Below are 14,295 nucleotides of genomic sequence, written 5' to 3'. Positions count from 1 at the left end.
GCCGCAAGGTTGGCCGCAATCAGGGCTCGAACATGTGCCAGCGGCCATCATCCAGCCGCTCCAGCGGCCGGTAGCGCGTCTTGTACGCCATCTTTGGAGATTCAGCGATCCAGTAGCCGAGATAGAGATAGGACAGTTGCAGCCGGCGGGCAAGATCGACCTGCCACAGCACGTTGTAAACGCCGTATGCGGTACGCGGCTGGTCCGGATCGAAAAAGGTGTACACCGCCGACAGGCCGTCATCCAGCCGGTCGATCAGGCTGATCATGCGCAGCACGCCCTGCTCGCGAAATTCTACCAGCCAGCTCTCGACCCGGCTCTTCAGGATGAACTCCGCGTACTGGCCCGGATCGTCCTCCGACATGCCGCCACCGTCGTGGCGCGCCTGCTGGTAGCGGCGGTACAGCTGGAAATGCTCGTCGACAAAGCTGAGCGGCAGGATCTGCGTACTCAGCTCGCCATGACGGCGCAGTGCACGGCGCTGGCTGCGGTCCGGCACGAAGCGCGCCACCGGGATGCGCACCGGCACACAGGCATGGCAGCTGTCACAGTACGGCCGGTAGGTAAAATGGCCGCTGCGCCGGAAGCCCAGCCCCACCAGCTGGCTGTAGACCGTGCTGTCGATCGCATCTGCCGGCACCGCAACCTGGGAGCGCGCCTGGCGGTTATCCAGATAGCTGCAGGCATATGGTGCCGTGGTATAAAAATGGATGACGGCAATGGCGTCGTTATCGCGATGGCTCATGATCGTAGACGTAATCCCACACGGTATCCGGCAGTGAACAACGCAGCAATTGCTGCACCCGGGCGACAAACGGCTCCCGCCCGATCAGGTGTGCGCCAAGGCTGGCAAGATGCGCGGTCGGCATCTGGCAGTCGATCAGCCCGATACCGCAGGCGAACAGATGCCGCGCCATGTGGATGAAGGCGATCTTGGAGGCGTCACGCCGGCAATGGAACATCGACTCGCCATAAAACATGCCGCCGATGGCAACCCCGTACAGCCCGCCGGCCAGCTCGTCATCCATCCACACTTCAAAGGAATGGGCATAACCCTGCCGATGCAATTCAGTATAGGCGGCGATCATCTCCGCGGTGATCCAGGTGCCGCCCTGCTCGTCGCGCAGCACGGCACAGGACCGCATCACGGCACCGAAGGCGTGATCGGTGGTCACGCGGTAGCGGCGGTTGCGCAATACCTTGGACATCGAGCGCGAGACCTTGAGGGCACCCGGCTCCAGCACCATGCGCTGCGACGGCGACCACCACAGGATGGGATCATCCACAGAAAACCAGGGGAAAATGCCGTGAGAATAACCGGCAAGCAGGCGGGCAACGGACAGGTCGCCGCCGGCGGCCAGCAGGCCATCCGGCTCGGCCATTGCCTGCGATACGGGCGGGAATTGCAGACTCCGCCCCAGCCAGGGGATCATCGACGGAAAGGCTTGCGCTCACTCTTGCTGCAGTCTTCGCATTCACCGTACATATAGAGCGAGTGATCCTGGATGCTGAAACCGTGCTGTGCGGCAATCTGGTTTTGCAGTTCCTCGATTTTCGGGTCGTAGAACTCGGTTACCTTGCCGCAGCGGTAGCACACCATGTGGTCATGATGACCGCCCTCGTTCAGCTCATAGACAGCCTTGCCGGATTCGAAGTGATGGCGAATCAGGATGCCGGCCTGTTCGAACTGCGTCAGCACGCGATAGATGGTGGCCAGACCGATGTCGGCATCCTCGGCAATCAGCTTCTTGTAAACATCCTCAGCCGACAGATGGCGATCCTTGCTGCTCTCGAACAGTTCCATGATACGCAGGCGCGGGCCGGTTGCTTTCAGGCCGATGTCTTTGAGATGGCTGGCTTTGTTCATCATGGCAGGGTGGGTATCTTTGGTTAGTAGTCTTACAGTATGATAAAACCTTTTCCAGGATTCCCCAACCCGTACGGTGGTGTGGTCAAGATGTTCAAGACAATTTCTACGTTTTTCATAACCAGCCTGCTGTTGTCGGCCTGCTCCTCGGTCAATCCGATGACCTGGTTTTCGCCTCACCGCATGGTGATCCAGCAAGGCAATTACGTGACCGAGGATGCGGTCGCCCGCGTCAAACCGGGCATGACCCGCTCGCAAGTGCGCTTCCTGCTGGGTACACCGCTGCTGAACGACATCTTCCATGCCGACCGCTGGGATTACCCTTACCGCATCGAACGCCAGAGCCAGCCGGCGGAAGAAAAACGCCTGACCGTATTCTTTGACAAGGACACCGTCACCCGGGTGGAAGGCAACGCCTTCCCTGCCGCCCGCCCCGCCATCGACAACCCACCACCTGCCGGACAGAATTGATGAGCCTGAACATTGTCATCGTCGGCGCCGCTGGCCGCATGGGCCGCACGCTGATCGAATCCGTACTCGACACCCCTGAAACCCGCCTGCACGCAGCGCTGGAACGCGAAGGGTCGCCGTTTGTCGGCCAGGACGCCGGCCTGTTCATGGGCCGCGACACCGGCGTCAGGATCAGTACCGACTTCAACGCGGCACTGGATGGCGCACACGTGGTGATCGACTTCACCCGCCCGGAAGGCACGCTCGCGCATCTGGCCGCCTGCGTCGAGAAAAAGGTGCAGATGATCATCGGCACCACCGGTTTTGACGACGCCGGCAAGGCCGCCATCGCCGCTGCCGGCGAGCAGATCGGCATCGTGTTTGCGGCCAACTTCAGCGTGGGGGTGAACCTTACCTTCAAGCTGCTGGACATGGCCGCCCACGTGCTGAACGAAGGCTACGATGTCGAGATCACCGAAGCGCACCACCGCTTCAAGGTCGATGCCCCGTCCGGCACTGCGCTGCGCATGGGCGAAGTGGTGGCCAATGCGCTGGGCCGCGACCTGAAACAGTGTGCCGTCTACGGCCGCGAAGGCGTCACCGGCGAGCGTGATCCGGGCACTATCGGCTTTGCCACCGTGCGCGCCGGCGACGTGGTCGGCGATCATACCGTGTTGTTTGCCGCGCTGGGCGAGCGCGTGGAGATCACCCACAAGGCTTCCAGCCGCGCCACTTTCGCCAACGGTGCCGTGCGCGCCGCCAAGTGGCTGGCCGCCAAGCCGCGCGGCGTCTTCGACATGCAGGACGTGCTGGGCCTGCACTGACCGCTACACACGACCGCCGGCCCATGCCCCGCCCGCAGGCCAGCCTCACCGGCTGGCCTTGTCGTTTCATGGCCGCATGCCGGCACCCGGCCGGTCGCTCTGTCGTGGCGACATGATCACGCCACCCGATGGCCATGCCAACGTCGGCCAAACCGCCTTACCCCAGGCACCGAAGTAACATACCGACAACACAAGAAAAGCTTATCGAAGACCATCGGCATTGCTTGCACACAATTGAAAATGTCATAAAATACTGCCGCAGTAATGCGCCTGCAGGCTACAATCGGCAAATTATTTATCGTTGCCAACAGCTCCTGCGTACCGCAGCGTCTTATCCCCTACGCGTTGCGTGTATCTACAGTTACCGCATGAAAGACAACTTCTCCGTCACATCCAGCCGCCCTGCCATGATTCTGGCCGGTGTGCTGATGCTGCTGATGACGATAGCAGCCGCCTTATTGCTGCCCCATGCCAACCAGCCGGTTATCAGCAGCAATCTGCGCCCGGTAATGATCACCGCACAGGCACTCAACAACAGCATCATTGCCTACCTGATCCTGCTGCATTTTTATGTCAAGCGCCGCCCCGCCACCGGCCTGCTCGGTACCGCCTTTGCCTTTTCGGCACTGATGGCGATGTATCGGCTGCTGATACTGCCGGGGCTGCTGCCGAAACCATATGGCATAACTCCCGGCTCGCACCTGAGCGTCTGGCTGTGGTTTGCCCGTCTTGCCGGCTTTGCCTTGCTGATCATGCTGGCAATGCTGTGCCTGGCACGACAGTCGAAGCGGCCATTATCCTTGCATCAGAGCGGCAGCTTCCTGCTTTGCTGCCTGCTGCTGACCATCACTCTGATATGGCTTGCCATACAAATCCTGCCGCCATACCTGCCGGACTTGGGCCGGCTGATCAGTGACCAGGGCGACTACCATGCACTACACAGCAGCGGCCTGCTCCTGGTCCTGCTGCTGTGCTGGACCGGGGCGCTGGCCAGCGTGTTGCTGGCGACCCGGCTGCGCAGTGCCTTTCACTGCTGGCTGGCGCTGTGCTGCTATGGCTATGTGCTGTATCTGGTGCTGATCTTTTCATCCAGCCACCGCCTGACTGTTGGTTGGTATGCTTCGAGGTTTTTCGAGCAGTTTGCAGCTACCGTCATGCTGGGCGCGCTACTGTTCGAGGTGTTCCGTCTGCAAAAGCGGCTGCAAAATTCCTACAGCCAGGCGTACGAGACCTCGATCCGCGATAGCCTGACCGGCCTGTTTTCACGCCGCCATTTCGACAACGTGCTGGACGCCATCCGCCATCGCCCGCCGGAGCTGGCGCGCCCGTTTACCGTACTGATGGCCGATATCGATCATTTCAAGCGTTTTAACGACAACTTCGGCCATGTACAGGGCGACAACTGCCTGCGCCAGGTTGCGGCCTGCATTACGCAGCAGCTGCGCGATGGCGATACTCTGGCACGCTACGGCGGTGAGGAATTCATTGCGATCCTGGACGGCTGCAACGAGCCGGATGCGATGCAGATTGCCGAGCGCATCCGCAGCGCGGTGGAGCAGCTGGCCATTCCGGCAGCCAGCGACAATCCGGCACAGCGCGCGGTAGTGACCGTCAGCATCGGGCTGTATTGCCAGCCGGCAACGGCATTACCCGAGGAACACCAGCTGATCGAACACGCCGACAGGGCGCTGTATCTTGCCAAGCACCGGGGCCGCAACCAGACATGCCTGCTGCCGGGGTGCACGGTGCCGGCAGGCCGGTAATCCTTGCAGCGCGTGGCCGCAGCCGCGAAAAGACCTTGAACAGGTTCTGATATCGCCATGCAACCCGAACGGCGCATATGACTTGCGGCCAACGTTGGCCGCAAGTTTTTCACATCGGCGGGCAAGTCAGAGACTGGCCTGTGCCGCCTCCGGATGGCAGTCGAAACGCTGTTGCACCGCGCCGTCGCCGTCGACACTTTCCAGCTTGACACCAAAGCCCCACAGTTTGGCGACATGCTTCAGCACCTCCTGTGCGCTGGCCTCGTCCAGCGGCTTGCGGTTGTGGCGGGTATGGCGCAGCGTCAGGCCGCGGTCGCCGCGCACGTTCACCGACCACACCTGGATGTTCGGCTCGCGCGAGCCGAGGTTGTACTGCTCCGACAAGGTGGCGCGAATCGCCTGGTAGCCCTGTTCGTCGTGAATGGCAGACACCTCCAGCTTGTCGTCGCGGTCGTCGTCGCGGATGGCAAAAAAGCGGAAATCGCGGATCAGCTTGGGCGACAGGTATTGCGAGATGAAGCTCTCGTCCTTGAAGTTCTTCATCGCGAATTCCAGCACCGGCCGCCACGGCGTGCCGGCGATATCCGGGAACCACTGCCTGTCCTCGTCGGAGGGGGCTTCGCAGATGCGCTTGATGTCCTGGTACATGGAGAAACCCAGCGCGTACGGGTTGATGCCGTTGTACCAGCGTGCGGTCACCGGTGGCTGGTACACCACATTGGTGTGACTCTGCAAGAATTCCATCATCGCGCCATCGGTCAGCATCTCCTTGTCGTACAACCGGTTCATCAGCGTGTAGTGCCAGAAGGTGGCCCAGCCCTCGTTCATCACCTGGGTCTGGCGTTGCGGATAGAAATACTGCGCCACCTTGCGCACGATGCGCACGATCTCGCGCTGCCACGGCTCCAGTAGCGGCGCCGATTTTTCGATGAAATAAAGGATGTTTTCCTGCGGCTCCGACGGGAAGCGCGGCGCCGCCCGGCTGGCACCGTCCTTTTCCCGGCGCGGAATGGTGCGCCACAGGTCGTTGACCTGCAGCTGCAGGTAGTTTTCACGCTCGACCTGCCGTGCCTGCTCCTCAGCCAGCGACAGCTTCTGCGGCCGCTTGTAGCGGTCGACACCGTAGTTCATCAGCGCGTGGCAGGAATCCAGCAGCTCTTCCACCGCATCGATGCCGTAGCGCTCCTCGCAGCGGCTGATGTACTGTTTGGCGAACACCAGATAATCGACGATGGCCGAGGCATCGGTCCAGGTGCGGAACAGGTAATTGCCCTTGAAGAAGCTGTTATGACCATAGGCGGCGTGGGCGATTACCAGCGCCTGCATGGTCATGGTGTTCTCTTCCATCAGGTAGGCGATGCAGGGATTGGAATTGATCACGATTTCATAGGCCAGCCCCATCTGGCCGCGCTTGTAGCCCTTCTCGGTCTGCACGAAGTGCTTGCCGAAGCTCCAGTGCTGGTAGTTGACCGGCATGCCGACCGAGGAATAGGCGTCCATCATCTGCTCGGCGGTGATGATCTCCAGCTGCACCGGGTAGGTGTCGAGGTGAAACTCGCCGTGCGCGATCTCGCGGATAGCGGCGTCGTAGCGTTCAATCAGGTCAAAGGTCCATTCGGAGCCGGTAGAGATCGGTTTCATGATGCCTCGCTCTCCATAGTGTGTGCTGCCGGGGGCTAGCGGGTGGCTGGCTGGCGCTTGAACAGCTCGCGGAACACCGGGTAAATGTCCGCCGGCGAGCCGATCTTCTGCATCGCAAAGTGCTTGTAGTGCTCTGCCACTTTCAGGTACTCGTACCACAGGTTTTGCGGCTCGCCCTGGGTGATCTCGATGTAGGCGAAGTACTGGCACCACGGCAGCAGGCTTTCCTGCATGATGCGGCCGCAGTTGGCCGAGTCGCTGTCCCAGTTGTCGCCATCGGAGGCCTGTGCCGCGTAGATGTTCCAGTCGCGGTTGGCGTAGCGCTTCTGCACGATGTCGTGCATCAGGTTCAGCGCCGACGACACCACGGTACCGCCGGATTCGCGGGAGTGGAAGAAGTCCTCCTCGCTGACCTCCACCGCACTGGTGTGATGGCGGATGAACACCACCTCGATTTTTTCGTAATTGCGCTGCAAAAACAGGTACAGCAGGATGAAAAAGCGCTTGGCCATGTCCTTTTTTGACTCATCCATCGAGCCGGACACGTCCATAATGCAGAACATCACCGCCTGGCTGGTCGGCTTGGGCTGCTTGACACGGTTGTTGTAGCGCAGGTCGTAGGGGTCGATGAACGGGATGCGGTTGACCTTCTCGCGCAGCGCGTGGATGCGCTTGCGCCGCTCGCGCACCTCCGGGCCGTTGTCCGCATCGGACTCCAGCAGCGTGTCGAGGTCTTCCTCCGCCTCGCGCAGCTGGCGCAGCGTCGGTGCCGCCATCGCCACCCGCCGCGCCAGCGCGCCGCGCAGCGAGCGCACGATGCTGATATTGGCCGGGGTACCGTCATTGGTATAGCCGGCGCGCACCGATTTCATCTCCTCGATGCCCATCAGCTGGGTCTTGATCAGGTTGGGGAGTGCCAGGTCCTCGAAAAACACGTTCATAAATTCTTCGCGCGACAGCTGGAAGGCAAAGTCATCCTCGCCCTCGCCTTCGTTGCTGGCCTTGCCGCCGCCCCCGCCCCCGCCGCCGCCGCCGCCCTGCGGACGGTTGATGCGGTCACCGCGGATGAACTCCTCGTTACCGGGGTGAATCTGGTCGCTGCGGCCACCGCGGCCATGGTGAAAAGTCGGCTCGGAGATGTCCTTTACCGGGATGGACACGCTCTCGCCGCTGTCGATATCGGTGATGCTGCGCCCCTTGATGGCCTTGCCGACGGCCTCCTTGATCTGGGCCTTGAAGCGGCGCAAAAAACGCTCGCGGTTAACCGCCGACTTGTTCTTGCCGTTGAGTCTTCTGTCGATGATATTCGACATGATTGTCTCCTAGCCTTGTGTGCGGCACGGACGTTGGCCGCAGGCCCCGCGGCCAACGTTGGCGCCGCTATTGCTCAGGACGACTTGCGCACCCGCAGATACCATTCGCACAGTAAACGGACCTGTTTCGGGGTGTAGCCTTTGGTCACCATGCGGTTGACAAAGTCTTCGTGCTTTTTGGCCTCGTCGGCACTGGCCTTGGCATTGAAGCTGATCACCGGCAGCAGCTCCTCGGTATTGGAGAACATTTTCTTCTCGATGACCGTGCGCAGCTTCTCGTAACTGGTCCAGGTCGGGTTCTTGCCGGCATTGTTGGCCCGTGCCCGCAACACGAAGTTGACGATCTCGTTGCGGAAGTCTTTCGGGTTGGAGATGCCGGCCGGTTTCTCGATCTTCTCCAGTTCGGCATTGAGCGAGTTGCGGTCAAAGCTTTCGCCGGTATCCTGATCGCGATACTCCTGATCCTGAATCCAGTAGTCGGCAAAGGTCACATAACGGTCAAAAATGTTCTGGCCGTACTCGGAGTAGCTTTCCAGATAGGCGGTCTGGATTTCCTTGCCAATAAATTCGACATACTTCGGTGCCAGAAACTCCTTGATGAAGGTGAGATATTTCTGCTCCAGTTCCGGCGGGAACTGCTCGCGCTCGACCTGCTGTTCCAGCACGTAGAGCAGGTGTACCGGGTTGGCCGCCACCTCGGTGTGGTCGAAGTTGAACACCTTGGACAGGATCTTGTAGGCGAAACGGGTCGACAGCCCGCTCATGCCTTCGTCGACGCCGGCGAAATCGCGGTACTCCTGCTGTGACTTGGCCTTCGGATCGGTGTCCTTCAGGTTTTCGCCGTCGTAGACCTGCATCTTGCTGAACAGGCTGGAGTTTTCCGGATCCTTCAGCCGCGACAGCACCGAGAACTGCGCCATCATCTTCAGGGTACCCGGTGCGCACGGTGCGCCGCCCAGCGACGAGTTGCGGATCAGCTTGTCGTAGATGCGGGTTTCGTCGGTGACGCGCAGGCAGTACGGCACCTTGACGATATAGATACGGTCGAGGAAGGCTTCGTTGTTCTTGTTGTTGCGGAACTGCTTCCATTCACTCTCGTTGGAGTGGGCGAGGATGATGCCGTCGAACGGGATGGCGCCAAAGCCTTCGGTGCCCTTGAAGTTGCCCTCCTGGGTGGCGGTCAGCAGCGGGTGCAGCACCTTGATCGGCGCCTTGAACATTTCCACGAATTCCAGCAGCCCCTGGTTGGCCAGGCACAGGCCGCCGGAGTAGCTGTAGGCATCCGGGTCGTCCTGGGCGTAGCTTTCCAGCTTGCGGATGTCGACCTTGCCCACCAGCGAGCTGATGTCCTGGTTGTTTTCGTCGCCCGGCTCGGTCTTGGCCACCGCGATCTGTTTCAGCACCGAGGGATAACGCCGCACCACGCGGAACTGGCTGATGTCGCCGTTGAACTCGTGCAGCCGCTTCACCGCCCACGGGCTGGGAATGCCGCGCAGGTAGCGGCGCGGAATGCCGTACTGCTCTTCCAGGATCGGGCCGTCCTCGTCGTAGTTGAACAACCCCAGCGGCGATTCGTTGACCGGGCTGCCCTTGATGGCATAGAACGGCACCCGCTCCATCAGCTCTTTCAGTTTCTCGGCGATGGAGGACTTGCCGCCGCCGACCGGCCCCAGCAGGTAGAGTATCTGTTTCTTCTCTTCCAGCCCCTGCGCGGCATGGCGGAAGTAGGACACTACCTGCTCCACCACTTCTTCCATGCCGTAAAAGTCACGGAATGCCGGGTAAACACGGATGATCTTGTTGCTGAAGATGCGTGACAGGCGGGGATCATGGCGGGTATCGACCACTTCCGGCTCGCCCACCGCCATCAGCATGCGTTCGGCCGCAGACGCATAGGCTGTGCGATCCTGCTTGCACAGTTCCAGGTACTCCTGAATGGTCAATTCTTCTTCGCGAGTGCGATCGAAACGGGAAGCGAAACTGCTGAAGATGTCGGGGCTCATGGCTTAACCCTCCTGCTGGAGGCAAGCGGAGCGGGAACGGTGCCAATCGCACCGTTCTTCCCCCTTGCCAAGTTATCAGTGGACTAACAAGCTGCATCTGTTTTTTTGGGTATAGCACAGTAGCGCTACTGCAAATGAAAAAAGCCGCCATTCCAGCGACTTTTTCAGGACAAGCAATTCATGCAAATGAATTAACTAGCGTTTGATAATTTTTGCGCCGATTTCATATAGCTTGCCGCGCTCCACCTCATTGCAGCGCCGCACTTCCACCACCGCCTCGAACGGCTTGCTGTACACCGCGCCGACCGGCGGCACGATGATGGTGACCTCCAGGATCTCGCCGAATTGCGGTACAAACGCAGAGCGGATGGCGAGGCCATCCACCGACAGATCCACGCATTCGCCATAGTAGGTTTCGCCGGTATGGCGCGATTTCACCTTGGCACGGCAGCCCATGCGCAGGCGTTTGCCGCCGCGACGCTCGTGATGCGCGTCAAAGGGCTTCACAACGCAGCTCCCCGCGTTGCCATGCGGCCAACCAGTGCAGGCCGACCAGGCTCTTGCTGTCGCAGATGCGGCCATCCAGTGTCATCGTCATTACCTCGGCCAGTGGCACAGTCAGCACTTCCAGGAATTCACCCTCGTCCAGCTGCCGCTCGCCGGCGGTCAGCGCGGTTGCCAGATAATAGTGAATCACCTCGTCAGAATAGCCGATGCACGGATACGCCTTGCCAAGATAAAACCAGTTTGCTGCCCGGTAGCCGGTTTCTTCCAGCAGTTCGCGCCTGGCGGTAGCCAACGGCGCCTCTTGCGGATCGATCTTGCCGGCCGGGATTTCCAGAAAAGTGCGCGCCAGCGGATAGCGGAACTGGCGCTCCAGCAGCAGCTTGCCATCGTCGGACAGCGCCAGCACCGCCACCGCGCCGGGGTGGCGGATGTACTCACGCCATGCCGTGCTGCCGTCCGGCAAGGACACGCTATCGCGCTGCACCTTGATGAAACCGCCGTTGAACACCTGCTCGCCAGCCAGTTTCTTTTCAGTCAGATCCACGGACTTCCTTTCGTCTGCGCCACTGCCGCAACACCACGCATTGCCATAACAGCATCACGATAACATATCCGGCAAGGCCGAAGGTCAGCCCCAGTGCCGGCACCCCCACCAGCAGCGGCCACCCCATGTGCAGGGTCCATTCCATTACCGCATGCTGCCATTGCCACAGGTGTTCACCATCGAACACCGGGAACGGCGGCATCACCAGTTCGCCATTCATCCCCAGCAGCAGCTTGCCCAGCTCGAAGGCCAGGTAGTACAGCGGCAGATAGGTCAGCGGATTGGTATACAGGGTGCAGGCCAGCGCCACCGGCAGGTTGATGCGAAAAAGCAACGCCAGCAGCGCCGCCGTCAGCATCTGTGTCGGCCCCGGCATCAACCCGGAAAACAGGCCGACCGCGACCGCCAGTGCCACCTTGCGTCGCTGCAGGCTCCACAGCGCGGCATGGCCCAGATACGGCGCCAACGGCCGCAGCAGGGGCGAACTGGCCAACCGTACCCCCGGATGCGGCATATGTCGCAATAACCAGCGCTTGATACTCATTGCTTACTTGCGTCCTTTCCGCGGCCGGCACTGCCATGCCTGTCAAAAAATAAAACAAGCGTTTGACTTAAACGCATATCACTGTGCACACTAGGCCCCAGCACACGGTTTTGTGCCGCCACCCCAACACGATACGAGAAACGACCCGTTGCATCCGGGCCGTGCATTAATACGGAGACCATCATGCCCGCTTATCAAGCACCGCTGCGCGATTTCGACTTTGTCCTGCACGAACTGATCAAAGTTCAGGATACCCTGCCCTCGCTGCCGGGTTATGAAGAAGCCACACAGGACATTTTCTCGTCTTATCTGGAGGCGGCGGCCCAATTCTGCGAAAACGAGCTGGCACCGCTGAACCGCCCGGCCGACGAAGAAGGCTGCACCTTCGACGCCGCCACCAAGTCGGTCACCACCCCGGTCGGCTTCAAGGAAGCGTACAAGCAGTTCTGCGAGCTGGGCTTCACCGCGCTGGACTGCGATCCGGCCTACGGCGGCCAGGGCATGCCCAAGACACTGTCCTTCCCGATCATCGAGATGCAGTGCTCGGCCAACGTCGCCTGGTCGATGTACCCCGGCCTGAGCCACGGCGCCTACTCCGCCATCCACGCCCACGGCAGCGATGAACAGAAGGCCACCTACCTGCCGCACCTGGTCGATGGCAGCTGGACCGGCACCATGTGCCTGACCGAGCCGCACTGCGGCACCGACCTCGGCCTGCTGAAAACCCGCGCCGAACCCAACGGCGACGGCAGCTACAGCATCACCGGCACCAAGATCTTCATCTCTGCCGGCGAGCACGACATGGCCGACAACATCATCCATCTGGTGCTGGCGCGCCTGCCGGACGCACCGAAGGACGTGAAAGGCATTTCGCTGTTCATCGTGCCGAAATTCCACGCCGACGGCAGCCGCAACAGCGTGTACTGCGGCAGCCTGGAACACAAGATGGGCATCAAGGCCAACGCCACTGCCGTCATCAACCTCGACGGCGCCCGCGGCTACCTGATCGGCGAGGCCAACAAGGGCCTGGCTTGCATGTTCACCATGATGAACGCCGCGCGCCTCGGCTGCGGCATGCAGGGCCTGGGCCTGGGTGAGGCCGCGTTCCAGGGTGCACTGACCTATGCCCGCGAGCGTCTGCAGATGCGCGCCATGGCCGGCGCCAAATTCCCGGAAAAAGCCGCCGACCCGATCATCGTGCACCCCGACGTGCGCCGCATGCTGCTGACGCAGAAGGCCTACACCGAAGCCGGCCGTGCACTGGCCGCACTGCTGGCGCTGCAGCTGGACATCGAAGAAAAGCATCCGGACGCCGACGCGCGCACCGATGCCGCCGACCTGGTGGCGCTGCTGACCCCGGTGGCCAAGGCCTTCATGACCGACAACGGCTACACTGCGGCCAACCTTGGCATGCAGGTATTCGGCGGCCACGGCTTCATCCGCGAGTGGGGCATGGAACAGCTGGTGCGCGACTGCCGCATCTCGCAGATCTACGAAGGCACCAACGGCATCCAGGCCCTCGACCTGCTCGGCCGCAAGGTACTGCTGGATCAGGGCCAGAAGCTGCGCAAGTTCACCAAGCAGATCCACAAGTTCTGCCAGGCCAACGAGAGCAACGCGCAACTGGCCGAATTCGTGGCCCCGCTGGCCAAGCTACTGAAGGACATCGGCGACATCACCATGGGCATCGGCATGGCGTCGATGAAGGACCGTGACGAAGCCGGCGCCGCCGCCAGCGACTACCTGCGCCTGCTCGGTCACCTGACCTACGCCTGGCTGTGGGCGCGGATGGCGGAAGTGGCCTACGCCAAGCTGGAAACCGGCAGCGACGATTTCTACAAGGCCAAGATCGCCACCGCCCGCTTCTACTTCGCCAAGCTGCTGCCGGAAGTTGAGGCGCTGAAAGCCACCATCAAGGGTGGTTCCAAGCCGCTGATGACGCTGGCGGACGAGCATTTCGCCTTCTGATCGCGCACAGGCGGTCACGACAAAAGGCAGCCTGCGGGCTGCCTTTTTTGCGTGTGGCTCACGGCAAACGGCGGCAGCCACGTAAAAAAGCACTATAACGTCAAGGAGATAGCCACGCCCAGCCAACCTGCGGGAGTTTGCCATGTCCTTGTTTCCCACCCCGGGGATGTCGTCGCTGACACCCGCCGCCCAGAACAGCCAGGCCAGCAACGCGCCCGGCCGCCTCAACAAGCCGTCGGCGCTGGAGCGCAGTGCGCGCGACGAGATGAACGCCCAGGTGATCGACAGCCTCAACGTCTCGATCGGCGCCGGCAACAAGTCGCAGCAACTGCTGTACCGCAGCGCCATCGACAAGATCAACGAGCTGCTGGCGCCGGATTTCGGCCCCGATGCGTTGCAGACGGCCGCCGACAAGCAGGACAACAGCGCGGCGGCCACCGCCGAGCGCATCCTGTCGCTGTCGCTCGGTTTTTACGACGCCTACGCGCAGCAGCATCCGGAAATGAGCGAGGAAGAGCGGGCCACCAGTTTCGTCGCGCTGGTGCGCGGCGGCTTCGAGCAGGGCTTCAACGAGGCCAGGGATATTCTGGAAGGACTGAAGGTGCTGGGCGGCGACATCGCCAGCGGCATCCAGCAGACCTTTGAACTGGTGCAGCAGGGCTACGACGACTTCCTCGCCGGCAAGCTGCAGCCCAAGAGCGACAGCAGCAGCGCCTGATCAGCCGCTCCGCCAGAAACACTGCGGCCAACCTTGCAAGGTTGGCCGCAATGTTTTCAGGGCCTGTTAACCCATGTTTTGTCGCGGCACAGGCTGGAGAAGGCACAAAGGCAAGGCGGAGGGGCCACGCCTGATAATTCCAGGCGCAAACCC

14 protein-coding genes are annotated in these 14,295 nt (G+C 61.3%); 5 read left to right on the top strand and 9 right to left on the bottom strand.

Translation table 11 applies throughout. From position 1 onward, the window contains the following. Positions 1-19: 19 nt before the first annotated feature. From IE083_RS03570 to fur, 3 genes are read right to left on the bottom strand one after another with little or no spacing between them, the layout of a single operon-like run. Positions 20-745, bottom strand: a complete 726-nt coding sequence (locus IE083_RS03570) for an arginyltransferase (protein WP_189352253.1) — start codon at positions 743-745, stop codon at positions 20-22. Beyond that, on the bottom strand, positions 729-1,433 hold the full coding sequence (gene aat / locus IE083_RS03565; protein ID WP_189352252.1) for a leucyl/phenylalanyl-tRNA--protein transferase: 705 nt from the start codon (positions 1,431-1,433) through the stop codon (positions 729-731). Before aat ends, IE083_RS03570 begins: the two co-directional genes overlap by 17 nt. After that, on the bottom strand, positions 1,430-1,867 hold the full coding sequence (gene fur, locus IE083_RS03560) for a ferric iron uptake transcriptional regulator (protein WP_189352271.1): 438 nt from the start codon (positions 1,865-1,867) through the stop codon (positions 1,430-1,432). Before fur ends, aat begins: the two co-directional genes overlap by 4 nt. A 159-nt stretch (positions 1,868-2,026) precedes the next feature. On the opposite strand from fur, the gene IE083_RS03555 reads away from it, so the two are divergent. From IE083_RS03555 to IE083_RS03545, 3 genes are all read left to right on the top strand, one after another. Further along, complete coding sequence (locus IE083_RS03555) at positions 2,027-2,338, top strand: outer membrane protein assembly factor BamE (RefSeq protein ID WP_229799585.1); 312 nt, start codon at positions 2,027-2,029, stop codon at positions 2,336-2,338. Continuing rightward, on the top strand, positions 2,338-3,141 hold the full coding sequence (gene dapB, locus IE083_RS03550; protein ID WP_189352250.1) for a 4-hydroxy-tetrahydrodipicolinate reductase: 804 nt from the start codon (positions 2,338-2,340) through the stop codon (positions 3,139-3,141). Before IE083_RS03555 ends, dapB begins: the two co-directional genes overlap by 1 nt. Before the next feature lie 368 nt (positions 3,142-3,509). Further along, positions 3,510-4,904 carry a GGDEF domain-containing protein gene (locus IE083_RS03545; protein WP_189352249.1) on the top strand — a complete coding sequence of 465 codons (1,395 nt, stop codon included), beginning with the start codon at positions 3,510-3,512 and terminating at the stop codon, positions 4,902-4,904. A gap of 126 nt (positions 4,905-5,030) precedes the next feature. On the opposite strand, the gene IE083_RS03540 is transcribed toward IE083_RS03545, so the two are convergent. From IE083_RS03540 to IE083_RS03515, 6 genes are all read right to left on the bottom strand, one after another. Beyond that, a complete protein-coding gene (locus tag IE083_RS03540; protein ID WP_189352248.1) occupies positions 5,031-6,545 on the bottom strand; it encodes a SpoVR family protein in 1,515 nt (504 codons plus the stop codon). Between the two features lie 35 nt (positions 6,546-6,580). After that, a complete protein-coding gene (locus IE083_RS03535; RefSeq protein ID WP_189352247.1) occupies positions 6,581-7,858 on the bottom strand; it encodes a YeaH/YhbH family protein in 1,278 nt (425 codons plus the stop codon). A 74-nt stretch (positions 7,859-7,932) separates the two neighbouring features. Further along, positions 7,933-9,861 (bottom strand): PrkA family serine protein kinase, encoded by a 1,929-nt coding sequence (locus IE083_RS03530; RefSeq protein ID WP_189352246.1) that lies wholly within the window; start codon positions 9,859-9,861, stop codon positions 7,933-7,935. A gap of 195 nt (positions 9,862-10,056) precedes the next feature. Further along, positions 10,057-10,368, bottom strand: a complete 312-nt coding sequence (locus IE083_RS03525; protein WP_229799583.1) for a PilZ domain-containing protein — start codon at positions 10,366-10,368, stop codon at positions 10,057-10,059. Beyond that, positions 10,355-10,912, bottom strand: a complete 558-nt coding sequence (locus IE083_RS03520) for an NUDIX domain-containing protein (protein WP_189352244.1) — start codon at positions 10,910-10,912, stop codon at positions 10,355-10,357. The genes IE083_RS03525 and IE083_RS03520 overlap by 14 nt, the downstream gene beginning before the upstream one ends. Continuing rightward, positions 10,899-11,456 carry a DUF2062 domain-containing protein gene (locus tag IE083_RS03515; RefSeq protein WP_189352243.1) on the bottom strand — a complete coding sequence of 186 codons (558 nt, stop codon included), beginning with the start codon at positions 11,454-11,456 and terminating at the stop codon, positions 10,899-10,901. The genes IE083_RS03520 and IE083_RS03515 overlap by 14 nt, the downstream gene beginning before the upstream one ends. 183 nt (positions 11,457-11,639) lie before the next feature. Between IE083_RS03515 and IE083_RS03510 the strand changes: the two genes are divergently transcribed. Both IE083_RS03510 and IE083_RS03505 read left to right on the top strand, forming a co-directional pair. Further along, the gene (locus IE083_RS03510; RefSeq protein ID WP_189352242.1) at positions 11,640-13,424 is read left to right on the top strand and encodes an acyl-CoA dehydrogenase C-terminal domain-containing protein; all 1,785 of its coding nucleotides are present in this window, start codon (positions 11,640-11,642) and stop codon (positions 13,422-13,424) included. 142 nt (positions 13,425-13,566) lie between these two features. Beyond that, positions 13,567-14,142, top strand: coding sequence for a DUF5610 domain-containing protein (locus tag IE083_RS03505; RefSeq protein WP_189352241.1), 576 nt, complete (start codon positions 13,567-13,569; stop codon positions 14,140-14,142). The last annotated feature ends 153 nt before the right edge of the window (positions 14,143-14,295 follow it).

This window comes from Vogesella fluminis (genome assembly GCF_014652335.1).
GTDB lineage: Bacteria > Pseudomonadota > Gammaproteobacteria > Burkholderiales > Chromobacteriaceae > Vogesella > Vogesella fluminis.
Note: the sequence above shows the minus strand (reverse complement) of the source record. Positions and strands in the feature narration are given on the sequence as shown.